The sequence below is a fragment of the Vibrio olivae genome, from assembly GCF_042428525.1.
Lineage (GTDB): Bacteria > Pseudomonadota > Gammaproteobacteria > Enterobacterales > Vibrionaceae > Vibrio > Vibrio olivae.
Window position 1 is genome coordinate 857,601 of sequence record NZ_JBHMEP010000001.1, and the last position, 24,869, is coordinate 882,469.

Consider the following 24,869-nt stretch of genomic DNA (forward strand, 5'->3'; position numbering starts at 1 on the left):
CGTTTTATGAATGCAGTATTTCCAATCTTAAAACGCGATGGCTCGGACTATGCTTCACTTACCGAGTTCAAACAAGATCTTAATAAGAGTACTTCAGGACGTTATCTGCTAAGTGCTGGGCATGGTTGGCACGGCGGTGTGCATATCAACTCTCAATCTTTCCCTTGGGGGAAAAACTTGCGCGCTGTGCAAGCAATGTTGCCCGGAAAGGTTGCTGCTTACAGAATTAGCGACGATTACGTTGTCACAAGTTATTTAGGAAAAGAGTTCAAGCTCAGCAATAACTTTGTTTTGCTTGAACATGAATTTTCTGACCCAACGGAAGGTTCCACTGCGAGCTTTACGTTCTATACCCTATATATGCATTTAGCGCCACCCAGTGCGATAGGTGCGAATGCCAAACCTTCACGTTTTAAAATGGAAGAGCCTACCGGCATTAATGTTCGAACGTTTCGTACAAGTAGTGGTGAACCTCATGCCGACCAACTAGAAACAAAAATGGCTCTGCCCAGCGGCACTGAATTTGAATACTTGGATGTTGATAATGATACTTACCAGAGCTTTACGATAGGTTCGGTACCTCATGCGATGATCCGGTGTAAAGTATTGTCTGTACCCAGCGGCAATGAAAGTTTAGTCGGAAAGGAAGTATGGATAGCTTCGGGGGCGGGGCTTGAAGAAGGCACGCGTTTTGAATTCTTAGATAAAGCGGGTTATATCCAACCGGTACCACAAACTGAGCCTGAATGGATGTTGGCCGAAACTATTCAACGTGGAGGTGTGGTGGTGGCTGAGAAAAAGCCTGATTCACCACAAGTCGATACTCGCATTTCAGTACAAGCGGGTGAGGCTTTAGGATTTTTGTCGCTGAATGAATTCAGTCAAGATCCTAATGGAACCAAACAAGTTGAGGATGTTGTGCATATCGAAATGTTCTCGCTTGATACTCCACCAGCCTATTTTTTAGAACAGTTTGAAAATATCAATACCACACCCATTGATGGAACCAGCAGTGACGGAGCTATTCAACCAGGTAATGCGCTATTTGAACAATTAGTCACACTCACTTCGGAAGAAGGTGACACCAGTGAAGCGCCAACCACGACGAAAGACTTAATTACTCGGCTGAACGGTAAGCGTGATAAACTTGAGAACCTCATTGTTCAACACCAGAGTGAGTGGTTTAATGAGTCCGCTGAAAGTTTGCTTGATATGATAAAAGTCGTCGGTAAAAAATCATTGGATGAAATACTGCAAAGCAGCTTTGTTTCAAAGCAGGAATACCAAGACTCACAATGGCACAATAAACTTGAAAGCATCTATGAAGAGTTCTTCAGCCAACAACAAGAACGCGCGAAGCTGTTGACTTGGATGGAAGATGCCAGTGATATCATCACTGTTGTACCAAAACCTTATTATTTCTGGCCTCTTTTATTTAGTAATAGCTTTAAGTTTACACTTAGTATGATGCAACAAGTTTGGAGTGTCACCACGGTAGATAGTAAGCGTGAGTTTGTCCAAGGTATAATAGACGACTTAAATGAAAATATTAAAATGTATAAACTGGATACTCCTGAACGAAGAACTCACTTTTTTGCCCAAGTCATGCAAGAGACTGGCAGTAATTTGAGACTAGACGAGTATACCACTTATAGTCGAACTCTATTAAAAACATCTAAAGATTTTATTAGTGCTAGGAGAAAAAAATATGAGGATGGTACCCTTTACATAGATAAACATGCTCAAAATGGGAAAGATTCTCAGGGAAGGTTCATTAAATCTGATGGAAGTTTATACACATTAGAAGATAGGAAAATCGTAATGAACTGCTATTACTATGGCCGTATCGGTAATGGTAATTATGATTCTAACGATGGTTACAATTATCGTGGTAGAGGAATGAAACAGCTTACTGGTCGTTCTAATTATCAGGAGTTTAAAAATTGGCTTGATGAGAAATGGCCGGATAATAATTATAATATTATGAATGATCCAGATGAAATTACTACTAATCCCGAATTGTCAGTACGCTCTGCGATATTCTTCTGGTTAAACAAGAAAAATTCAGATGGTGAGTATTTATATGATATCGCAGACGATCATGATTTAAATACTGTTAATAAGATAACTGAAGTTGTTAACTATCATACGAGTTCTTATGATGCTAGGCGAAAGAACTTTTCTAATTTATGGAGAATTCATGTTTTCAATTAAAAATTTGTTTTTATTTTCTATGGCTTATTTTTTCGCTTTTAGTACGTATTCGGAGGAGGGCGATAAAAAAAATTTATGTAGTGTAGATGAATATGTTCAATTTAGTTGTCAGTTAGATAATAAAAAAATAGTTTCTCTATGCAGCAAAAATAATGAAAAAAAAGTAAGCGAAAAAAATATAAATAGTATAGGTTTAGTTTATAGGTATGGTACCGAAAGCAATATTGAATTAAATTATCCAAATGATGCGAATCATTCTAACTTTGGATATAAATCGATTAGGCAGGAGGCAACAGAAGATGAGAATAAATATTATAGTACAAGAGTTCACTTTTCGTTAGGTAACTACAAATATATAGTTGGTAATAGTGAAGTATTTGATGCTAAAAGCTGGCTAGCTGTGGATAAAAATGGTAACGAAATTTTTTATTCACAATGCAATGATAATTTAACTTACTCGAATGTTGATATCTTCCAATATTATGAATAAATATTTAATCTACTGTTTATATAAAAAGTCAAACGGAGTTGACTTTTTATATGTTTTGAATTAAAAATCTTGTTTTATGCCTAAAGTTTTTTAAGTCTAAGCTAACAATAATGTGTAAATACCTTAATTCGGAAGTTTTAAGTATATCTGTTTGATGGTTATTATTTAAAATTTTTATGATAAACATATTAAATAAATCTGTTTTTAAAAAATTACATTATATTGTGATTTTTATATCGTTTAAAACTTTAGCGTTTAATCTATATGAAATAAATGGTAATAATATTATTATAGATGGTGATATATATAGTAATGTATTAAATCAAGGCGCTAACACTAGTTTCTCTCTTACCAAAGCTTTTGGTAGCGAAGCGCTTTTCTATAGTTCGACTAATGGTTTTGAAAGGTATTTCGTTTTCGATAAATATCAACATGACAAAATTACCTGTATTTATAATAGTAGCCGAATTATAAGTAATGGTGTTGTTAATAGAAATGCTGTCTGTGGATTAGAGATCCCTATCACTAATGCGATAGATGAATCTAGTGCTATTATAGATAGTGTTAGTCAGATTGAATATAACTATGAACTAGAGAGAGATAGTGATGGTTCAGTCATACCTTTTGACGAACTAAAAATCTTAAAGTATAAAAATAAAAATTTTGAATTGTATATCAAGTATGATGGAATATACGACTATATAGATGGTTCTTCTAGCGTATTAATCAAAAACTTAAAATCAAATATTTCTAGAGAGTTTAATAATTTTTATTTTGTCTACTATAAACTTGAAGATGGGTATAATCTTAAAAGTACTTTTGTTATAGATTCTGATAATACTATAAAAGAAAAAATTGATATTAAGTAGATTAAAGTGGCGGTGTAAAAGCATCGCCAGCTCAACTCAGTATCCAACTGCTCTCTTTTTTTCTTGTAATCTCCAACGGACAACCGATCGCATTATTGTATTGCTTAGCCGCGCCTAAATTTATGGGTTATTGCGTTCGCTGCCAGTGAATAGCTTGAAAGTCACAAGCTTTCTCACATAGCCCACAGCGGTTACACAACTGGGTATCTATTGTTGGTTGTTGACCGCTGTTAATCATGATCGCTTGCTGCGGGCAAGTTTCTACACAGCTTTGGCAGTATGCAGCGACGGCAGGGTCACAGTTGTGGTCCACGGTGAGGAGCAAGTCATTACGTTCAAGGGCACCGGTATCGCAACTTAACACACAGGCATGACAACCTGTGCAGTGATTCGCTGATTGCAGCGTTGGGTATCCTTGTTCTAACGTAATGGCATTACTTGGGCAAGCCTCTATGCAGCTTTTACATTGTGTGCAACGCTGCAAAAATATCGTCTCTTCAACCGCTCCCGGCGGGCGAGGGAAGCTCAATGTGGTTTGGTGAGCGAATTGAGCTGGAGAGGCTAACCTTTGAAATAAGGCACGACGCTGAGGATTAAACGCTGGCATAAATCACCAATATAATTGTTTGGCTTGTGGTGTCACTTGAAGCTGATGTTGAAGTTGGCTCAAAAACAGTTCACATAGTTCGGAGACCGCTGCGTAAAACGCTGAGTCTTGATTGCTTTTTAGTAGTGACAAATAGCGATTTGACCAAGGTAATAAATGAATTTCTAGTAGCTCAACTAACGCCTCGTCCTGTTCATTTTCTAGTGTGTAGGCAATCGCCCAAAGCATTATGGCGAAGTGATCACAGGGCTGACTACCAATCTCGATATTCATACCGATGTGTTCAAGAAATAGACGAAACGCTTCGGTGCTGTCGCCCATAACTTCATTTTCACGGTGTTGATAGACCGAGCCCCAGGGCGGTGCGATGAGTTTGCCTTGCCCTTCAAACAATACAGAAAACGCATAGTCGTTTAGGTTGTTTTTGGTGTCTTCTAATGTCGAAATGAGTGCGGCTATTTGTTCAGGGTTATCCCATGGAAATAAAACCGGAATATGACCTAATTGGTTAAGGATGGCTTGATTACGTTCGCTGCTCGGGTATTCAAACATTAGGTTACCCAAAAGGCGCGGTAATATAGAGATCTGAGACATAAAACTCCTTAAAAGTAAGGCGGGCGAACCCGCCTTAACGACTACATATTAATTGACCACAAGTCATAAAATGCGATACGCCCTGAGAGTTCGGCGATGATCAGTACAGCGCTAGAGCCAATCGCTAGAGGCATCCAATTTTTGCGATAAGCCAGTACTGCTAGTGCAACCGCAACAACATAAAGTGCAAATTTAGCGTTCCAGAAACTCATACCAAGCTCGAGCATATGTGGCGCAGTTTGGCTTAAAAATGCTAAGTAGCTTGGCAGGATAAACACACTGAGCATCACGCTTAATACAGTCACGGCGAGGTTGATACGATTTGGCTGCAAAATCATCGCCAATGCGCCACCCGCCGTAAATGCAGCAAGCAACATTTGGATCATGGTGTAAGAGGTGTTCCATTGAGGGATCGTTTCAATGGTATACACTTTCGGGATCAGCACGAGTAAGGCTATGCCAGCGATCGCGGTAGCAATTCGACTTGCTTTAATTGCGTTGGTCATCTGAGGGCGCAAGTAGCTGACAGCTAAGTGAGCAAACAACAGCCCGCCATATATAGAACAAGAAACGATCTCATTACTCATTGGTGAGCGACCGGTACCGAATAAGGCATTAATGGCACGAAATGGTTGCCCAAGGTGAAGTATGGCGCTAAACCCAGCAACGCCGACAATAACCAAACTGATCACACCGGAAACAAACATCGCTTTGTCATCTGGTTGTTTGATGATGAGCTTATTTAACGTCATTAAGATAAATAGCCCTGCAGATGCTTGAGCCAATACCGTAAAAAAGACCAGAGGTAACTCATGCATGTTTCACTTCCTTAGGGTTTTGTAATTGGCCCATACTGTCTTGGTTGGAAATCGCATTGCCATGCGGTTTGATGATGAGGTTAGGATGAGTCAGTTCAGAAGATGGCAGTGGTGCAATATCGCAGTCGCGGCCATATTTTTCTCGTAGCTCATCAATGGGACCAAACTCGATAGCACGTTGAGGACAAGAGTCCATACAAACAGGGTTCAGCCCTAGTTGAAGTCTATCTAGGCAACCATCACACTTCGACATGACTTTCTTTTCGTGGTCATATTGTGGTGCGCCATAAGGGCAACGCATTTCACAGTAGCGACAACCGATACATACATCCTGGTCAACTAATACCAATCCGTCCTCTTCACGCTTGTGCATAGCGCCTGTTGGGCAGCCAGCAACACAAGCCGGGTTATCACAATGGTTACATGAGATGGAAACGTAGTAGGCAATGGTGTTGTGTTGCCATGCGTTATCCACTTTTTGCCAGCTACCGCCGCCGTATTCATAAACGCGGCGAAACTTGCGACCTACATCGATATTGTTTTTATCTTTGCAGCTTACTTGGCAGGTTTTACAGCCAGAGCAGCGAGAAGAATCAATATAAAATCCGTACTGTGTCATTTAACTATGCCTTTTCAATCTCGACCAAGTTGGTGTGTTGTGGATTACCTTTTGCCCATGGTGATAGACGGTGACTGGTGAGCGAGTTGATACAGCCACCAATATCGACGCCGTTTTTCACTACAGACCAAACCCCTTCAGGTAGGGCGGCAACTTCGGGAAGAATTCGGTGTGTCACCTTAGCTGCTGCGAGTACACTTCCGCGGTCATTAAATACACGAACCATATCGCCATTGGCGATACCTCTGCTTTCGGCATCTAAGAAATTGATCCAAATTTCGTTGGGAACGGCTTCTTTAACAACACCAACACTGGCATAGGTTGAGTGAGCATGACCTTTGGTATGAAATCCGGTTAACTGAATAGGGAATTTCTTCTGGGTTTCTTTATCAGATTGTGAATCAGGAACTTCAAGATATTGCCCAACAGCCGGAATTTTATCGCCTGCGGGTAAGATCCAATCCGAGGTCTCGTTCACCAATTGCTCCGAATAGATTTCAATTTTACCCGATGGGGTTGAAAGCGGGTGCGCGTTAGGATCCTGATAGAAATCTTGATAAGCGACACTGTCTTTTTTCGGAGTGCGGTGTTGATCAATAATCCCGCTGCCTTTGATTTGAGAGAACTCAGGCAGATAGGTGCGCTGGCTACGAATATCTTGGTAGTGTTTTTCTATCCACTGTTGCTGAGTACGACCTTGTGAGAATTGTTGCTCGACACCAAGATGCTTGGCGATATCACGGCAGACGTCGTAGGTACTGCGGACTTCCCACAATGGCGTGATGGTTTTCTCCATGGAAATCATGTAGCAGTTTGAACCTGAAGCATAAGAGTTGTCGACCAAATCGTCCGCTTCTAGATAAGTGGTTTCTGGAAGTAAAATATCCGCAAATTTTGCGGTTGCGGTCATATGGTTGTCGACGACAACGATGGTCTCACATAAGCTTTCGTCTTGTAGAATTTCACGAGTGGCATTGAGATTGCCGTGCTGGTTGGCAAGTACGTTACTTGCTTGGCTGATAATCATCTTAATACCGACATTAAGCTTATCTGCGCCTTTTAATGCGTGCGTTTTTGAGGTGATGGTTTCTGGACGCGCGATGGCGTCGGTCCATGTATAAACAGGAATTGACACTTTCACCGGATTCTCGCCTGCAGGAAGTTTTGGCACACCATATTTATTGCCGTAAGGCCATAAGCCCGAGTTCGTTCCTGGGCGGCCAAACTGATTGGCAATGATCGGCAGGTTCAAAATGGAACGTACGGTTTGTTCACCATTGTGGTGACGTTGTGGTCCCCAACCTTGGCAGATAAAGCACGATTTAGCGTTAGCAATTTGACGGGCAAGTTGTTGCATGCGTTTGGCAGGAATACCTGAAATATCGGACGCCCATTGCGCTGTTTTGACGATACCATCTTCACCAGTGCCCATCACGTAGTCTTTGTAGCTACTATTTTCTGGAGCTGAGGCTGGTAGGGTTTCTCGGCTAAAACCAACCGCGTACTTATTGATGTTATCTTCATCAATAAGATCCTCGGTGATCATTGTATGGACAAGAGCTGCAACCACTGCAGCATCAGAGGTCGGACGAATAGGAAGCCATTCCGCATTTTCAGCAATAACCGAATCGGTATAGCGAGGGTCCAGTATCACCACTTGCGCATTAGATTTTTCAAGCGCGCGACGCAACTCTTCAACCTGTCCACCGCCAGACATCCGAGTCTCAGAGACATTAAGACCAAACAAGACGACGAGGTCTGAGTCTTCTACCTCAGTGAAATGGGAACCGGAATAGTTACCATAAGTATAAGGTGTGGCTTTATTTATCTGCCCAGTTGAATAGGTGTTAAAGTAGTTTAAATAGCCGCCGGTGAGGTTTAACAAACGATGCCAAGCTGGGCTACCCTGTGTATGATAGTAGGCGCCGGTTCCGTATTGATAATAGACGGCTTCATTCCCGTGTTCTTGGCGAATACGAGTCATTTCATTTGCGATCATTTGGGTCGCTTCTTCCCAGCTGATACGTTCAAACTTACCCTCACCACGTTTACCAATTCGCTTCATTGGGTATTTAAGGCGGTCAGGATTGTAAACCCGATATTTGTTTGAGCGTCCGCGTAAGCATGGGCGAATTTGGTGTTGGCCAAACTCCGCTTCATTAACCGCAGGCTCTGGCTCAATTTGAATAATACGGTCATTTTCAACTTTAACTTTTAAAGCGCATCGACTTCCGCAGTTGACTAAGCAAGCGCTGTGTTTAAATTCGGCTTGTCCTTGTGGGAGAGTTTGCGCTTGAGCTTTTTTGGAAAAGGGGACCGTTGAAAGGGTCGTGAGCAGCGCTGAGGTAACACCAACTTCGCCAGTGTATTCTAGCAGCTTGCGTCTGGTTATTTGTGCATTAAGCAAGGAAGATTTGCTCATATCGACTGTCTCCAGTGCGTGAATTTTTATGATTTTATTTTGGGAAAATAAAAGAAGTGTTATCTTTCACAGTGTTCTTTCAGGCTAAACTTATTGAAATTAAATATAATGATTTCGATAATTTTTTATTTTGGTTGGATTAATTTTTCAGCGTTATGGGAATATATATTCCAATAACCGTTAAACAATGCTGATATTGACTTATGCCAATTAAAAATAAAGTGTTTCTATGTAAGGTTTTGATTTAATTGTATTTAGTTGTTATTTCAAGGAGTTCAATCTAATTGATAACTATTATCTTTAGGGAGTGTTAGGAAGGGATATGAATATGTATTTCGTCATTGAATTGCGTATAAAATAAAAGCGCTGTGTTCAGCGCTTTTATTTATCTTAAATGTCTAAAATTGATTAATTTAGAGCATTTACATCAGAGGAGTACTGTGCTTGCCACTTAGGATAATCATTTTTAAATAGTTTACCCGGAGAAGTGACGAGCCAGCTGTATTTTACTCGGCGCTCGTAACTCACATCTTCGAATTTATCGAGTTTGTCACCCTGACGGTTTGAGTACAGTGGTTCTAGATTCTCTAGGTTGATAAAGCGTGGCCAGACACTGCTGCCTTCTTTATCGATGACCACACGGTTCACACCAAATTCCATGGTGTCGTCCGGCGTTTTGATCATCTTCTTACCTGGTATCTCTTCAGCTTTCAAGAAAGCAACAGCGCTGTTGATTGACTCAACGACTTCAGCAGATGGATTCTCGATGCTCATTAAGAATTTGATGACTTTAACACTTTCATCACCACTGATAGACGCTAATTCATATGAACGTCCACGTTCACAAGCGAGGGTGTCGACATTGTATTGCGCACACCATCCAGTTTTCTTACCGTCAACCACAACCTGGTTATCAAGTACAAAACGGAGTCCTTTATCCATTGATGCTTTTGCTCGCGAGGCGAGATCATCAGAAACAAAGGCAAATTCACCTTTTTGGCTGGCTACGTCACGCATCACGTTAAGTGTATTCGCGATGGCGTTGTCGTTAAACGTGATGTGACGATGATAACCTTCTGAATTCGGGAAGAATTGCCGCCAACCACCATTATCATATTGACCTTCGAGTAGGTACTCGATACCACGAATCGCGCTTTCTTTGTACGCTTCGTTGTTGGTCTTTTCGTAGACTTTGGCTAACGTCATGATTTGAATATACGTTGCATCGTTATCGATGGTTGATTTTTGGCGATAGGTTGGGAACGTATCACGATCGTAAACTTGGGACAGATCATTGGAACTTCCCACTTTAAACCAGCCACCATCAGGGTTTTGGTTTTTCAGCATCGCATCAGCGACAGCTTTTGCTTCTTCGCTGCCGTACCAATCATCAGATTGTTTTTCGATGGTCTTCAGAGAAATTTTGCCTTTCTTCGCTTTGAAGATACTGCCTTCAGGACGAAGTAAAGTCACTTTGGCAAGCTTACGTTTTGAATCCCAAGAGTATTTACCACCAAGCTCTTCAAAGACAAACTTAAATGGAACGTACAAAGCCCCTTCAACGAGCGTTGCTGCTGCAGGAGCAATTGTTTCTTTACCGTTGACTAGCGCTGTTGCCGAACCTGCCGTCATAGAGACTGTTTTGCCATTCATACCAATAGTGACTTTTTCACCATCAAAACTAAAGTCGCCATTAAGCTCATCGATAATATCGTCAAGCGGCGCCATCACGACTTTATCTTCGGTCATCATCGGTTTTAGGTAATAGGAGTCAAGCAGTTCGTGATAGCCACCGTCTACTTTCATCATTGGCTCACTCATCATGAGAGAGGCTGTATGGATTTCTCCATTTTCCCAAGTTACATCTTGAGCGTGGACAGTACCAGCAAAGCAAATACTGGTTAGCGCGGCAGCAAGGTAGGTTTTTCTTAGTATTTTCATTTCACGTCTCCGGGGAGTGTATAAACTGAACTGTTGTTTTATTATTTAAATTCAAGCTGGCAATTTTTTGAATTAATGGAAATATTACACATCCGGAGCAAGACAAGTAGTCTCAATTTAGCGAGATAAGAGTTAAATCACGTCACAAGCGATTAGACAACGTAAAACGTTATCTAGCTCTTAGTTATTGTCGATGAAAGCCACAAAATCTGAGATTTTCGACACATAATCACTGATTTTGATTAAAAGGTTAGTTATTGGTGGTTGAGCGAGAATAAAACATATTCGTCACATTTTGTTAGGTGCAGCATTGAGAAATAGGATGCTGCACCTAACTGCCGAGTGACGCTATTGAAAACGATCCAATGCAAAAAGATTTAAGTCATATTTGGGCGTTTTACCGAGTGCAAGATCAGCAACAACTTCGCCAATCACACTGCTAAATTTGAATCCATGACCGGAAAATCCACAGGCGATCACGACGTGACGGTGCTCAGGGTGAGTATCAATCACAAAGTGCTCATCTGGCGTCATGGTGTACATGCAGGTTTTCCCAAACTTTAAGTCACCGACGCTTGGCATATGTTTGTTTAAAAGCTGCTGTAAATCATGGGCATCTTGTTGCTCATCAAAAGGTGCTAATGCTTGATTTGGATTTTGGTCATCGCCTAAGTCATGACGGCCAATTTTTAGCCCTGCGCCATCAATACTTGGGAACCCGTAATAGATACCGTTTTGGGTATCAAAAGAAAATGCGGGGAAATGTCCTTCACTATATAAGGTTTCGGGAGCATCAAACCAAGCGAATGTTTTGCGAATAGGGCGAATAGGTAAATCAAGTTGAAGCATCTTAAGTAAATCATTAGACCAAGCGCCAACCGAGACGATGACTTTATCGGCTTGGAAAGATTGGTCATTGGCCGTGATCACAACCCCTTGCTGCTTAATATCGATATCGGTCACCTTATGGTGAGATAGCAGCGTCGCTCCATGGGATATCGCCAAATCGCGGTAGGCTTGGATACATTCTTCACAGCGTAAGACGCCCGACGTCGATTCAAAGCATGCAATGTATTCGGCAGGTAAGTTCAGCCCTTCAAAGCGTTGGTTGGCTTCCTCAGCAGATAGGATGTCGATGGGTAACTGATATTTCTCGGCGCTAGCGATGAGCATAGTGATAAATGGTGAACTCTTTTCACCCACGTTCAAGACGCCGGTTTTCAAAAACAGTGATTTTTCAGACAATCGTTCAAGATCTTCCCAATGTTTTTGTGCGCCTAAAGCAAGCGGAACATATTCTTTGCCTTCACCATAAGCATGGCGAATGATGCGTGTTTCACCATGATGGCTTGCGTGAGAGTGGGGAGGGTCAAAAGCATCCAGCAATAAGACTCTTTTTCCTTGTTTGGCGAGAAAGTACCCGCTGGCCATTCCCATTGAACCGGCACCAATAATCGCGACATCAAACTGCATGATAACTCCCTTAAATACAATGAATAGGGCGAAATCCTAACACATTATTCCAGTTGTCAAAGCGCTTATCTATTTGAACGTTATGATATAAAAGCAGCGTTTCAGGTAGAGTTGATGACTTCGACAACGTTCGCCTTCAAACACGCTAGGTATTGTTTACTCCTCATCGGTGAGTAAGTCATCTAACAGAACTTCTCGACCGCAAATGGTATTTCGACCTTGTGCTTTGGCTTGATAAAGCATTTCATCACACGCATCAATCACACGCTTGTTATGAGGGGGAAGTGATTCATGTTCAGTAAACCGCAAGCTAATCACACCGACACTGGCGGTCACGTAACGGGAAACCTTTGAAGATTGATGCTCAATATGTAGCGATTCTATCGCTTCTCGAACGTGCTCTGCGATTTCCATGGCACCATCGATGCTGGTAGCCGGGAGTAAGCATCCCATTTCTTCACCGCCATAGCGAAACGCGATATCTGACGGTCGCTTAAGCGTTAATTTCAATACCTTACCAATAGCCGCAAGACACTCGTCGCCAGCAACATGCCCATAGCAATCGTTAAATTGTTTGAAAAAATCAATATCGAGCAAGAGCAGTGAAATCGGTGTTGACGCTCTACTATGGATTTTAAGTGACTGTGAGAAGGTGGTGTCAAAATAGCGGCGTGTAAAGAGCTTAGTCATGCTGTCTTGATTGACAATTTTCGCCAACTTTTGATGGGACTCTTCGAGCTCTCTTGAGGTTACCGTAATGAGGTTTGTCAGTATTTTGAGCACTCGAAATGTACGCGTAAGTTCAAATTCTTCAACCTCTTGGTGATGCTCGTAATCAGGTTGCTCATAGGTAGATTGCTTCTCGGACAAGGCGAGCAAGGTCATGTTTTGAATTAGGCACTGAGGGTTATCCTTCGCTGAGGTATAAAACTCACTCGACGTAAAAAATCCAGAGCAACTGGCAATCTGATTGAGTTCTTGGCTATCGATGATGATTTCATTACCAAATATCTCTTTGCGTGAGGCACATGAGTAGATATAGATAGCTTGAGGTTCGATTTCTTGCAGTTGACGCTGTATCGAGAGGGCTTCCATTTCAAGCAACGAAATATCACAAAAACTGAAACGGACACTTTCGTTTGCTCGAAAAGGTTTCAAAAATTCAAAAGATCCATCGTCATACTCTTTGATCGGCACGTTTTTCATCATAATACCGTCAATGTAATACGTCAGAGGAAATTCTAATGTCGGGTTATGTAACTGAGAAAAGTCAAAGTCAACACCGAGGTAATGACTATAAACATCCCGCACGCTGCGGTTATCGATGGTATACACTCGATTGCCTTTGCATTTGGTCACCGTCATATAACGTCCAATGGGTGTCCATCCGTCACGGCGATAGGTAGAGACATTGAGATCGGGCCCTGTGAGTAAAGCCACTGCGGTGCCATGGGTTAAAACCTGCTCGCGGTCAAACACAAAGGTTTGAGTAAAAGCCTCGCCAATGCCTGCTTGCCCACCTGCGATCATGACGCCCGGAGCTTGCTCGGAAATGTCCTGCAAATAATCGACGCTATTACGTAAATTGCCATCAACAATGCCAGTGGTAAACAAAATGGCAAGTGTTGGCTGGTGACTGGCAATGAGTTTTCCAAGTTCGATTCCGCTGGGAACCTCGGCATCATGCACACAAAATACGGTGACTTTCGTTGAATCAAACAGTGAAATACTGACGACGATTTTTTGATCTGTTATTTCACTTGCGAAGATTTCACCCTCAGTCGAGGCTCCAATGATTGAGGCATCAGGTATCAGCGCATTAATTGTGTCGATGGTTTTTTGCAACAAATGTCGATTTTTTGTTCCAGTAAATACTTGAATAAGAACCTGATCAGAAGGATAGCTTTGCACCTTATCTCGATAAGGGAGTAAATCGAGTTCACTCGAATATAAGATGTTGTAGCATTCCATTCATTATCCTCTTCGTTCTTTTCCATAAGTTTACGTTTTAACGTACGTCAACTCACTCAAAAGTTAGTATAGGAAGCATTTGAAATATTGACGATATCTGATGAATGAAGAAAAGCCGGTGGCGTAACTAAGATCTCATTAATCCGTCTTTTATACTGTACAGAGGGGAGTTTTTGTACAAAAACTTTCGCTTAGAAGTCGCGAGACAATTAGGTACACTGCGTACTCAGCGATGGCATGTTTGATTTGTTCAGTGCATGTTATGTATCCAGTTAGATTTCAAGGACGTTATGGCAGTCGAACTTTTTCTTGGCGGAGCGCGTAGTGGCAAATCCTCATTTGCAGAGCAGCGCGCGTTACATTATTTAAAACAATCTTCAGCTTGCCAGCTGCATTATATTGCAACGGCCACCCCCTTTGATGATGAAATGAGACAACGTATCATCCACCATCAAAACAGGCGTGGTAGCGAATGGCAAAATCATGAAACACCATTGCGCTTAGCCAATCAATTAGCGACATTTGATCGACACGATATTGTGTTAGTCGACTGTTTGACATTGTGGATAAATAACGTCATTTACAATCAAGGCGAGCCCATTACCGAAGCGCAAATCACCGCGCAAGTGACTGAGCTCGTCTCTGCACTTGATTCGAGCAAGGCTACCATCTTATGTGTTTCGAATGAGGTCGGGCTAGGTATTGTTCCTATGGGAGAAGTGTCAAGGCTGTTTGTTGACCATGCAGGTTGGATGAACCAAGCGGTAGCGAAGATAGCACGGCAAGTCACCTTCATGGCAGCAGGCTTGCCTATGTGTTTAAAAGGTCAAGACGCACAATGAATCCGATCAACATCTACTTGCTTCGCCACGGGCAAACGCTTGGGCCTGCGGCACTGAATGGGAAAACAGACGTTAGCGTTGCCACTCCAATCCAATATGCGATGCGTGATAGCGTGATGGCAACGTATCAGTTTCAACACGTGTTAACCTCACCGTTGACGCGCTGCAAAGCCTTAGCTGATTTGCTGGTAGAGCGTGACCCTCATTTAACGCTCAGTGAAATTGACGCATTGCGAGAGCTTGATTTTGGGCACTATGATGGCGTTGCTTATGATTCTCTCGGTGATGATTGGCCAAAGCTCGAAGCATTTTGGAAAGCGCCTGCACAAAATACGCTCCCGGGCGCAGAGCCGCTAGACCTTGGATTTGCTCGGGTGGCCACCGCTTGGCAACATATTGTCCATAGTATGGAGAAAGATACGCTTATCATCGCGCACGGGGGGACTATTCGTTTTATTTTGGCCGATGTTCTCGGAGTCGATTGGCGCAATCCGCGCTGGTATTCGACGCTGAGTATTGGTAACCAGAGTGTTACGCACATTCAAATGACGCGTCATCAACAGCAAGTGTTCTTTCAAGTAAAGTCGGTAGGCGTAACACTGCCCTAATAACCTTAACGAACACCACCTGCAATCAACTGGGTTAAATGAAAATCCGGGTAGTGATTGGCACTGATGCCTTGAATATCGTTAATAACCCGTTCTATATCATGCGCATGACCATCAAACAGCATACCCACAGCACTGCCGCTGTGGGCTACATTTAAACCAAATAATTGATGATGTTCCACGATATCCAGTAAGCAGCGAAAATGGGGTTTACGCAGAATATGCTGATTTTCAATCGCGCTCATTACCGCCGCTTCACCAATGGCTTGTGGGGATGGATTGTAAAGCCCAGAACGCAAGGTGCGATAGGCGCGAGTCATTTGCTCTGAGGACTCGAGCAATGTTTGTCGTCGGTTCATGAGGTGGTAGAGCGAGGTTTCTAGATGAATCGGACTTTCCAAAATAAGAATGTCGATGTCCATCGCGGCAGGGAGGCGTTCACAGATCTTACCTTGTTGATGATCAAACAGAGCCAGTGGCTGTATGGCGGTACTGTCCGTCGGTTCAAGGTGCGCGCACAGCTGGACAATGTCTTGCTCTTCAATTGTTTGCTCCAAACAGCGTGCCGTCGCCATAATGGTGGCGGCTATATCAGCGGTGCTGCTTGCAAAGCCTTTAGCGACCGGAATGGTTGAATCAAACTCAATCTTTAAACCATGAGTTAATTGAGGATCTGCGCGAAAATATTGTAGCGTAAGTTGCAAAGCCTTGCGCATCATTGGCCGTTCTTGGTGATATTGGGGTTGACCAAAAGTGACAAACACGGTTGAAAACCAATTGATCGGCATCGACACCAGCTTTTCACTGCCTTGTATCCAACCTTGAACCAACTCACCGCACGATGCAGGACAGCGTGCTTCAGTCATTGAACACCTCGTTTAATGCCTCAATAAGCCGCATATTATCTTGGTGAGATTTGATTGCGATTCGATAGTGCTGTTGATTCAACTGCGGATAATTAGCGCAACTGCGAATCAGAATCTGATGACCCATGAGTTTAGATTGTAAATCGATGTCACCCGCAACCGTAAAGAAAATATAGTTTGCTGAGGGCTTTAAAACGGACAATGATGGAAATTGATTCAATGCATCAAAGAGGTAGCGCTGCTCTTGCGCTAACCAGGTGTAGGTGGCTTGATTGTAATCATCATCATTTAACACGATATCGGCAGATAGCGCTGCAAATGTGTTAATGGTCCATGGCTCCCGCTGATCTCTGATTTTATTTAATAGAGAGATATCCGATGAAAGTAAGTAACCCAAGCGCAGCCCTGGCATCGCATAAAACTTAGTGAGTGAACGCAGTACATAGAGATGAGAGTATTGACTGAGCAAGGAGCTACAGTTAGTCGCATGCGGCAGAAAATCAATAAATGATTCATCAACAAATAGAGCAATATTCAATGCTTGGCACTTGATGATAATTTTTTCAAGCAACGCCGGTTCTGGCATCAATCCCGTGGGATTATTTGGTGTACAGAGAAACAAACAATCCAACCCTGCATTCAAACTATTGAGGAAGGCTTCTGTCAATTGATAGTTGTCTTGCTCGAGTAAAGGGTAACTCTCGATATCACATTCATAACGCTCAAGTGCGCGGCGATATTCAGCAAACGTTGGTTCGATAATCATCGCACGACGAGGTCGAAAATAGTGGACCCAAAGGAAGATCAACTCAGTGGCGCCATTTCCTGCTAATACAAAATTGGCATCGCAACCGATGTGAGAGGCGATGGCCTGATGTAACTCGGTGTACTCAATATCAGGGTACTGCTCTGCATCGGTTAAATGTTCGATGATCGCAGTTTGTAGTGAGTCCGGAAGTCCCATCGGATTGATGTTTGCACTAAAGTCGAGCACCATTTGGGGGTCGACATGAAATTGTGCTGCCATCTGCAACACGTTACCGCCATGCTGTCCACTAATTGCCATAGTAAGCTACTCATTGTGATAGACATTGCTGAATGTTTGCAGCGTCATTCAAGCGCCTAAATTTGCCCCTATCTACTGAGAAATTCAAGCGAACAAGTGGCAGTTGGCAAGATTTCTCTAAATCTTGGTCACATTCTATTCAATATGTGCCCTGTATAACGGTGAAATAATAATTATTCCTATGAATTGATTGATGTTTTTGCTAAATGCTGGCAACGTTCAGCACAGATAGGAAATTGCAGCGGTGATGGCGTAAGCACCGCACTATGAACCACCAATGTCAGATACTAGAAGGGCGCAGCGTAATGGACGCGCGGTGAAAAATTATGAAAGCATTAGTGATCGCAGGTACCAATAGTGGCTGCGGAAAAACCACCATCACGCTTGGTCTATTGCGTGCCTTAGCTAATCGAAAGCTTAACGTTCAACCGTTTAAAGCGGGGCCAGACTATATTGATACGGCGTGGCACACTAAAGTTGCTGGCGTGACGTCGAGAAACTTAGACGGTTTTATGCTCGGCGATGACGCCTTACTCAACGCCTTTGCGCAGCAAGCCCAGCAAGCTGATATCTCTATCATCGAGGGGGTCATGGGCATGTATGATGGCTATGGTAATGATCCTTACTATTGCAGCAGTGCAGGTCTTGCCGCAACATTAGATTGCCCCGTAATATTGATTGTAGATGGAAAAGCGGTATCTACGTCGGCGGCAGCCACTGTGATGGGATTCCAAGCCTTCTCTGACAAAGTGAATATCGCTGGTGTCATCGTCAATCATGTGAGCAGTGAAGGTCATTTTGATCTATTAAAAACCGCTATCGAGACCTACTGTGGTGTGCCTGTTCTGGGACGTTTGCCTAAAATGCCTGATATCGAACTGCCATCACGTCATCTTGGCTTAACAACAGCACAAGAATCGACCCAGTTTGATAGCAGTTGGGATCGACTTGCGGAGGTCGTCGAAGCGCATATTGACCTCGATAAGTTACTTGAGGTCGCGCAATTAACCACACCTGTAATCGCGAAGGAGCCTGCTGAATTTGCGCAGTCAGGGCAGGGGCTAACAGTGGCTGTTGCCTATGATCAAGCGTTTAATTTCTATTACCAAGATAACCTTGATCTTCTCCAACGCTGCGGCGCGAGCATTACCTACTTTAGCCCAATGAATGATGAGCAACTTCCAGATTGCGATATGGTTTACTTAGGGGGAGGGTTTCCTGAGCTTCATGCGCATCAATTGGCGTTAAACCGCTCAATGTTGGCCTCTTTAAAGCGCGCTCATGAACGTCGTATTCCTATCTATGCGGAATGTGGCGGTTTGATGTATTTGGGGGAAGGATTGATTGATCAAGATAATCACCAACACTCAATGGTCGGACTGTTACCCGGTACCAGCCAAATGACCAAAAGTCTTAAACGTTTTGGTTATTGCTATGCCAAAGCCACCCAGAACACGTTGTTGTGCGATGTTGACTCGATCATTCGTGGACACGAATTTCACTATTCTGAATTCACTACCGCACTTGAACCTGCTTTTTCGTTGTATAAAGAGCGTGATGGTGAAATATTGTCGAAATGGCAAGGTGGCTACCAACTCGATAATACGTTGGCGAGTTATCTGCATGTTCACTTCGCGCAAAATCCACAGTTTTTACTTAATTGGTTTAAGCGAGCGCGCCAACTGTGAATACGCTGCTCATCGGCTTGGCCGCGTTTATTCTTGACTGGCTACTCGGCGATCCTCCTCGTTGGCCTCATCCGGTACGCTGGATGGGCTGCCTCATCTCATGGTTAGAAACTAGGTTACGCCGTCACGCAATGCAGGGTTTTGCGCGCTATGTTGCCGGGGGATTACTGTGGATAGTGGTGGTTGGCATCAGTGGTGTTGGCTGCTGGTGGCTCTTGGAGCAATTAGAATCTATTCATCCCATGCTACGCGTGATCATAGAAATTTGGCTTGGTTTTACAACGCTCGCAGGGAAATGTTTAAAACAGAGTGCTTATGCGGTGTTAATACCACTCAAATCTGGCGATATCGCCCACGCGCGTCAGATGCTTTCGTACATCGTTGGTCGAGATACTTCAAAGCTCGACCATCAACAAATCACACGAGCAACAGTGGAAACGGTTGCTGAAAACACCATTGATGGCGTTATTGCTCCTATGTTGTTTTTATTTTTGGGAGGCGTCCCTTGGGCTGTCGCCTACAAGGCCGTTAATACCTTAGATTCGATGGTGGGATATAAAAATGAACGCTTTCGTGAGATGGGTTTTGTCTCGGCGAAAATGGATGACATTGCCAATTTTCTTCCTGCTCGCATAGGTTGGCTAATGCTGGCCTTGTCTGCTGTGGTTCTTCGCTTAGATGCGCGCGCCGCGTTAAAGGTTGGCTGGCGTGATCGTTATAACCATAAAAGCCCGAACAGTGCTTGGTCTGAAGCGGCGGTGGCCGGTGCGTTAGGGGTTAAACTTGGTGGACCAAGCCAATATTTTGGTGAGTGGGTTGATAAACCATGGATTGGTGACAAGCGGCGTGACATTGAAATACACGATATCGCGCTGGCATGTCGTCTAATGTTGGTGTCCAGCATACTCAGTGTTGGATTCTGTTCACTATGGATTCTAATATAAACAAGCCATTGAATTTCTATATGAAAACCATAGATCGGGGCAAAATTATAAATTCATGTAAACCATCGTTTTAATAACGCTCGTTAAACCTAATTTTAACATAAAGTCACTTTTTCTGTCACAAGTGAACGTCAGTATGAGTCGCGTTTAATTCACTCAGATGACATTAGGAAGCGAAATTAATGAGCAAGGAAACTTTTGATTCACGACGTTTTAACCGCAGTAAAAATACGCCATTTGAACAAGTACTAGAGGCAAATCTATCACGTCGCTCAATTTTAAAAGGTGGGGTCGGCGTCGGCGCGATGACGGCGTTCGGAGCGTTTGGACTGGTAGGCTGTAACGATGGGTCAAACAGTGGTACAGGCAGTGAGGCTACGCCGGCGACTCTCAACTTTAATTCCATTCCCGGATCACTGACGGACGCGGTGAGTATCCCTGAAGGGTATGTCGCTCAAGTTTTGGTCCCGTGGGGAACGCCGCTCAATGCGCTTGGTACACCTTGGCAAGAGGATGGCAGTAATACCAGTGACGATCAGCGCAATGCTCTTGGTATGCACCATGACGGGATGCATTTTTTTCCGATAAACGACAGCTCAACGGATGGCTTGCTGTGTATCAACCATGAATATATTGATCCCAACGCATTGCATCCCAATGGTCCTTCGGTCTCTGGTGGCGTGCGTACCGATGTCGATGAAGTCAGAAAAGAAATCAACGCACATGGTGTCTCTGTGGTGCGTATTCAATTGGTGGGGGAGACTTGGGCCATCGTCGATAATGATCCACTGAATCGCCGTTATACCGCTGGCACAGTGATGGATATTTCAGGGCCAATGGCGTATTCGCAGAGCTTAGTCACGCCGTTTTCTCCCGATGGTAGCCAAACGCGTGGCACACTAAATAACTGCGGGAATGGTTATACGCCTTGGGGGACCTATCTCACCTGTGAAGAGAATTGGCCTGGCTATTTTGTCAATACGGATACGCTCACTGAAGACCAGCAGCGTATCGGCATTTCAACATCCACCACTCGTTATCTATGGGAAACACTTGCCGGCAGTGCACAAGAACAGGTTGATGAATTTTCGCGCTTTAATCTAACACCAAGCGGATCATCCGCGACCCAAGATTATCGTAATGAAGCCAATGGTTTTGGCTATATCGTAGAAATTGATCCCTATACGGCAAATTCTCGAGCGGTAAAAAGAACCGCCATGGGACGTTTTCGCCATGAGGGCTGCACGTTTGGCCGTTTGGTGGAAGGGCAGCCAGTGGTTTTCTACTCTGGTCATGACTCGCGTTTTGAGTATTTATATAAGTTTGTTTCGGCGCAGCCTTGGGACGCTGCAGATGAGAAGCCATCGAATCGTTTATCTATCGGAGACAAGTATTTAGATAACGGCACATTGTATGTGGCGCGTTTTAACGATGATAATAGCGGAACCTGGTTGCCATTAACGTTAGATAGCCAAACGATAGAGGGGGGCGTTTTGGCGGATACATTTGCCTCGCTTGCTGACATTATTTTAAATACTGCTGGCGCGGCTGATTTACTGGGAGCAACGCCGATGGATCGCCCTGAGTGGTGTAGCGTTGACCCGTTTACTGGCACCGCTTACTTAACCTTGACCAATAATACTCAACGCACAACAGACACCAATGCAGCGAACCCACGTTTAAATAACAAGTTTGGGCATGTCATTCGCTGGGATGAGGGAGATTCAGTGAGTGAATTCAGTTGGGATATTTTTGTGTTTGGTTCTGCGGCTGATGAAGAACAAAACGTGAATATTTCAGGGCTAACCGAGCTTAATCAGTTTGCCAGCCCAGATGGACTAAGCTTCGATAAGCGAGGCATTTTATGGATCCAAACTGATAATGGTGCTGATGAAGTTACGCAATATACCAATGATCAAATGCTGGCAGTGGTCCCTTCCACCATGGCCGATAGCGATGGTAACGCAGAGACGGTGAACGCAAACAATCAAGCGGACCTGCGGCGCTTTTTTGTTGGCCCAAATGGCTGTGAAGTCACCGGGTTTACGATCAGTCCTGATTATACGTCGCTATTTGTCAACATTCAGCATCCTGGTAACTGGCCATACAGTGAGGATGCCACACAGCAAACACCACAAGGAGTGAGCGTTCGACCACGCGCGGCAACGGTGGTAATTCGCCGAGAAGATGGTGGGGAAATTGGCGTATAGCACAATCAAAAAAGGCCTGCGTAAGCAGGCCTTTTTACTTCGCTAAGTACACTAGTTGACAGTTGGTGTCCAACCTTGTCCATCGTTATAACCCGCAAATACGTTCTCACGAGTTGAATACGGCTCAGCTTCTTCTTCACTGAGAATATACACACCTTGACGCTGCGAAGTGTCGGCTGGTGTGCCACTCATATCCATCGTGTTGTATTCACGCCAGCCTGATGTGGCTGTCGGTTGACTTGGATTGGGGGCAGGTTGACCATTGATACCTTCAACCGCCCAACCGATGTCAGCAATGTGGTCATCAACTTGGCTATTAACTAAGACAACATTGTCAAAGTAGTTCGCATTGCCGCCACTTCGAGCAAAATAGGTACTACCAGTCTCCACTGTATTGCCAACAGGGCCTTCTCCATTCGTGAATTGACAACCAATGAAGACAAATCCTGGGGAGTCGAGGGTATTGGTTCTCGCTTGAAGAACATAGCCACCACTGGTGGTCACACCCACACCTGCTTTCGAGTCACCAAGGGTGCGAATTTCACTGTTTTCAAACACGGTGGCGGTGTTGTACCCCCAAATGAAGTCAACATTCCCTGCAATCAGCGTGTTATAGAACCAGTTATACCCCTTAAGCAGCAACGTATCTTGCTCACTGATAAAGTCTGCGTCTTTGGCGATGAAACGACCTTCACTATTAAAGTAAAGGGTTTCTGCTTGATTTGAGTATTGATTGTCTCGTTGATGGGTATTTTTCAATGTCAAATTTTCAAGGGTCAGTAAATCGACATTTTCCGCTAAAAATACCGCTCTGCCACCCGAGGGTGTGCCACCGACAGGCTCACTTTTACCAGTACCAGAGTTAAAGGTTTCAAAGTTATCGTATTGAAGTACCGTGCCTTCTCGACTTGCCCCACGAATGGTCACGTTGTTATGATCGCGTAGGAACAGAAGTTCGTTATACGTACCATCCTCAATATCGATGGTGATAGGGTCGTTGCTGTCGTTGTATTGCATGATGTGATTAAACACACCTTGGAGCGTGGCAAAGTCTGCACCAGAGGAATGACCGACACTAAAATTATTGCCACTTGGCATTGCTGCTTTGGTGGTAAATGACCAGTTACTGTTTTGGCCAAGGCCAACAAAGGCATTGCCGTTAAGCTCGGCACCATTGACCACACCATCGCCGATCACAACATAGTAAGTTTCGCCATAGTCCAAAACATCGCTGTGTAACTTGATGCTTAGCGTATTACCAGTAAAGTCGAGTGGGCGATAATAGACGGTACGCTTGTTAGCTTGATCTCGATAGCCCATCGAGTCTGTCTCTTCTGACATTTTGAGCGTATCAACCAAAGTGTCGTCACTACTGCGATAAACACGTACTTGACCACTGCTACCTGCGGCAATTTCATTATCAAATGAAATGCTTAGCGTTGTATCAATAAACTGCTCCGTGCTATTCACCGTGGGGGTGACTGCTGAGGAAATATCGCCATAGTCAGCGGTTGGCATGATGAACCGAGGATCAACACTGACATCAAGTGTTTTTACTAAACTTGGGTTTGAGCCTGAATAGAAAGTGACAACAGCGGTTCCTTGATCTATTGGTGACAATGTCACAATGCTACCCTGAACATCTACCGTGACCACATTTTCGTCACTGGACTCGACACTAAAGGTATCTTCAGTCACACCGTCACTCTGCAGTGCGGTTACGTTGATAACCAATGGATCCTCGCCCGCAACCGCACTGGTCCATGCCGATGACGCATAATCGAGCGTCAGCTGTACAGGCTTAATGCTTGGGTCGCCGACTTTAATGTAATCTATTTCAAATGATCGGTTGTTGGTGAATACGCCAAAATTTCCAGGATCGACAAACAGTGAATCTTGGGTTGTTCCAAGAGGTTCGCCATCTAAATAGACGGACAAGTTATCATCGATCATTTCAAAGCGGGTGGTGTACCAAGTTCCATCATCTTCCCCCCCTGCAGTCCCTAATTCAATTGGTTTGCTGCTTTGTACAGGGCGAGTTATCGAGCCCTCAATGCTGGTGGCGACTTCGACTTTGGTGCTGGATGTCGAGTTTTGGACATTGAGACCGCCTGCATACCAATTACCTTCGCTTTGCCAGCGTCCCATTAAAAACAGCTGTTTATTCGCTGTTGTGCTGTTTTGACGAGGTCGAATCCGTGCTTCGACAAAATAATTGCCATCACTAGGAAGATTATCAAGGACTGAGTTTTGTGCTAACAACAGTTCGCCACCAGAACTCCCTGCGGTATATCGTAGATAACTACGCCCTTCGGGGACATCAAAAACGCCGTCAGGATCGCCGCCGCTTTCTGCAAGCACCTGCCAATTGGTCGACAAATCTTGAGAATCAAAGTCGTCGCAAAAATAGAGATTGGTCATGTCGTCACAATTTTCGCTAACGGTGCCACTTGAAGAGTCGGTTGGGGGCGTTTGTGGGTCGGTCGTTCCCGTCGTTTCATCATCGCATCCGGCAAGTGCGATAATAATGGCTAGCGGCAGAATTCCTAGCTTGGTTCTCATTATCTATTCCTCATTCATTATATTGGTCTGTAGGGTTTTAAACATAAATAGCTACTCGGTATTAA

The 24,869-nt window shown here is 43.9% G+C and carries 19 protein-coding genes; 8 read left to right on the forward strand and 11 right to left on the reverse strand.

The window, feature by feature from the left end:
* Positions 1–6 precede the first annotated feature (6 nt).
* The 3 genes from ACFFUV_RS03915 (at position 7) to ACFFUV_RS03925 (ending at position 3,573) form a co-directional block, all read left to right on the forward strand.
* On the forward strand, positions 7–2,214 hold the full coding sequence (locus tag ACFFUV_RS03915) for a glycoside hydrolase family 19 protein (protein WP_390189851.1): 2,208 nt from the start codon (positions 7–9) through the stop codon (positions 2,212–2,214).
* Positions 2,201–2,704 (forward strand): hypothetical protein, encoded by a 504-nt coding sequence (locus ACFFUV_RS03920; protein ID WP_390189852.1) that lies wholly within the window; start codon positions 2,201–2,203, stop codon positions 2,702–2,704. The genes ACFFUV_RS03915 and ACFFUV_RS03920 overlap by 14 nt, the downstream gene beginning before the upstream one ends.
* A gap of 176 nt (positions 2,705–2,880) precedes the next feature.
* Positions 2,881–3,573 carry a hypothetical protein gene (locus tag ACFFUV_RS03925; protein WP_390189853.1) on the forward strand — a complete coding sequence of 231 codons (693 nt, stop codon included), beginning with the start codon at positions 2,881–2,883 and terminating at the stop codon, positions 3,571–3,573.
* A gap of 127 nt (positions 3,574–3,700) precedes the next feature.
* Here ACFFUV_RS03925 and ACFFUV_RS03930 read toward each other — a convergent pair whose 3' ends face one another.
* The 8 genes from ACFFUV_RS03930 to ACFFUV_RS03965 form a co-directional block, all read right to left on the reverse strand.
* Entirely contained in the window at positions 3,701–4,180 is a 480-nt protein-coding gene (locus ACFFUV_RS03930) for a 4Fe-4S binding protein (protein ID WP_390189854.1), read from the reverse strand.
* A 3-nt stretch (positions 4,181–4,183) separates the two neighbouring features.
* Complete coding sequence (locus ACFFUV_RS03935) at positions 4,184–4,774, reverse strand: molecular chaperone TorD family protein (protein WP_390189855.1); 591 nt, start codon at positions 4,772–4,774, stop codon at positions 4,184–4,186.
* 41 nt (positions 4,775–4,815) lie between these two features.
* A complete protein-coding gene (locus ACFFUV_RS03940; protein ID WP_390189856.1) occupies positions 4,816–5,592 on the reverse strand; it encodes a dimethyl sulfoxide reductase anchor subunit family protein in 777 nt (258 codons plus the stop codon).
* A complete protein-coding gene (locus ACFFUV_RS03945; RefSeq protein ID WP_390189857.1) occupies positions 5,585–6,211 on the reverse strand; it encodes a DMSO/selenate family reductase complex B subunit in 627 nt (208 codons plus the stop codon). Before ACFFUV_RS03945 ends, ACFFUV_RS03940 begins: the two co-directional genes overlap by 8 nt.
* 4 nt (positions 6,212–6,215) lie before the next feature.
* Complete coding sequence (locus ACFFUV_RS03950; protein ID WP_390189858.1) at positions 6,216–8,633, reverse strand: DMSO/selenate family reductase complex A subunit; 2,418 nt, start codon at positions 8,631–8,633, stop codon at positions 6,216–6,218.
* Positions 8,634–9,041: 408 nt separating this feature from the next.
* Positions 9,042–10,574: a pectate lyase gene (gene pelA / locus ACFFUV_RS03955; RefSeq protein ID WP_390189859.1), complete on the reverse strand. Its 1,533-nt coding sequence runs from the start codon at positions 10,572–10,574 to the stop codon at positions 9,042–9,044.
* Positions 10,575–10,922: 348 nt separating this feature from the next.
* Complete coding sequence (solA, locus tag ACFFUV_RS03960) at positions 10,923–12,047, reverse strand: N-methyl-L-tryptophan oxidase (protein WP_390189860.1); 1,125 nt, start codon at positions 12,045–12,047, stop codon at positions 10,923–10,925.
* Between the two features lie 156 nt (positions 12,048–12,203).
* The gene (locus ACFFUV_RS03965) at positions 12,204–14,018 is read right to left on the reverse strand and encodes a sensor domain-containing diguanylate cyclase (protein WP_390189861.1); all 1,815 of its coding nucleotides are present in this window, start codon (positions 14,016–14,018) and stop codon (positions 12,204–12,206) included.
* 290 nt (positions 14,019–14,308) lie between these two features.
* Between ACFFUV_RS03965 and cobU the strand changes: the two genes are divergently transcribed.
* A complete protein-coding gene (cobU, locus tag ACFFUV_RS03970; protein ID WP_390189862.1) occupies positions 14,309–14,860 on the forward strand; it encodes a bifunctional adenosylcobinamide kinase/adenosylcobinamide-phosphate guanylyltransferase in 552 nt (183 codons plus the stop codon).
* Positions 14,857–15,468, forward strand: a complete 612-nt coding sequence (locus ACFFUV_RS03975; RefSeq protein WP_390189864.1) for a histidine phosphatase family protein — start codon at positions 14,857–14,859, stop codon at positions 15,466–15,468. Before cobU ends, ACFFUV_RS03975 begins: the two co-directional genes overlap by 4 nt.
* A gap of 5 nt (positions 15,469–15,473) precedes the next feature.
* On the opposite strand, the gene ACFFUV_RS03980 is transcribed toward ACFFUV_RS03975, so the two are convergent.
* Together ACFFUV_RS03980 and cobD are read right to left on the reverse strand one after the other, a co-directional pair.
* Entirely contained in the window at positions 15,474–16,334 is an 861-nt protein-coding gene (locus ACFFUV_RS03980; RefSeq protein ID WP_390189866.1) for a GHMP family kinase ATP-binding protein, read from the reverse strand.
* Positions 16,327–17,400: a threonine-phosphate decarboxylase CobD gene (gene cobD / locus ACFFUV_RS03985; RefSeq protein WP_390189868.1), complete on the reverse strand. Its 1,074-nt coding sequence runs from the start codon at positions 17,398–17,400 to the stop codon at positions 16,327–16,329. Before cobD ends, ACFFUV_RS03980 begins: the two co-directional genes overlap by 8 nt.
* Before the next feature lie 326 nt (positions 17,401–17,726).
* On the opposite strand from cobD, the gene ACFFUV_RS03990 reads away from it, so the two are divergent.
* The 3 genes from ACFFUV_RS03990 (at position 17,727) to ACFFUV_RS04000 (ending at position 22,242) form a co-directional block, all read left to right on the forward strand.
* Positions 17,727–19,088: a cobyrinic acid a,c-diamide synthase CobB gene (locus ACFFUV_RS03990; RefSeq protein ID WP_390189871.1), complete on the forward strand. Its 1,362-nt coding sequence runs from the start codon at positions 17,727–17,729 to the stop codon at positions 19,086–19,088.
* Entirely contained in the window at positions 19,085–20,032 is a 948-nt protein-coding gene (gene cbiB, locus ACFFUV_RS03995; RefSeq protein WP_390189874.1) for an adenosylcobinamide-phosphate synthase CbiB, read from the forward strand. The genes ACFFUV_RS03990 and cbiB overlap by 4 nt, the downstream gene beginning before the upstream one ends.
* Before the next feature lie 182 nt (positions 20,033–20,214).
* On the forward strand, positions 20,215–22,242 hold the full coding sequence (locus ACFFUV_RS04000) for a PhoX family protein (protein WP_390189876.1): 2,028 nt from the start codon (positions 20,215–20,217) through the stop codon (positions 22,240–22,242).
* Positions 22,243–22,293: 51 nt separating this feature from the next.
* On the opposite strand, the gene ACFFUV_RS04005 is transcribed toward ACFFUV_RS04000, so the two are convergent.
* Complete coding sequence (locus ACFFUV_RS04005) at positions 22,294–24,804, reverse strand: pectinesterase family protein (protein WP_390189878.1); 2,511 nt, start codon at positions 24,802–24,804, stop codon at positions 22,294–22,296.
* Positions 24,805–24,869 lie beyond the last annotated feature (65 nt).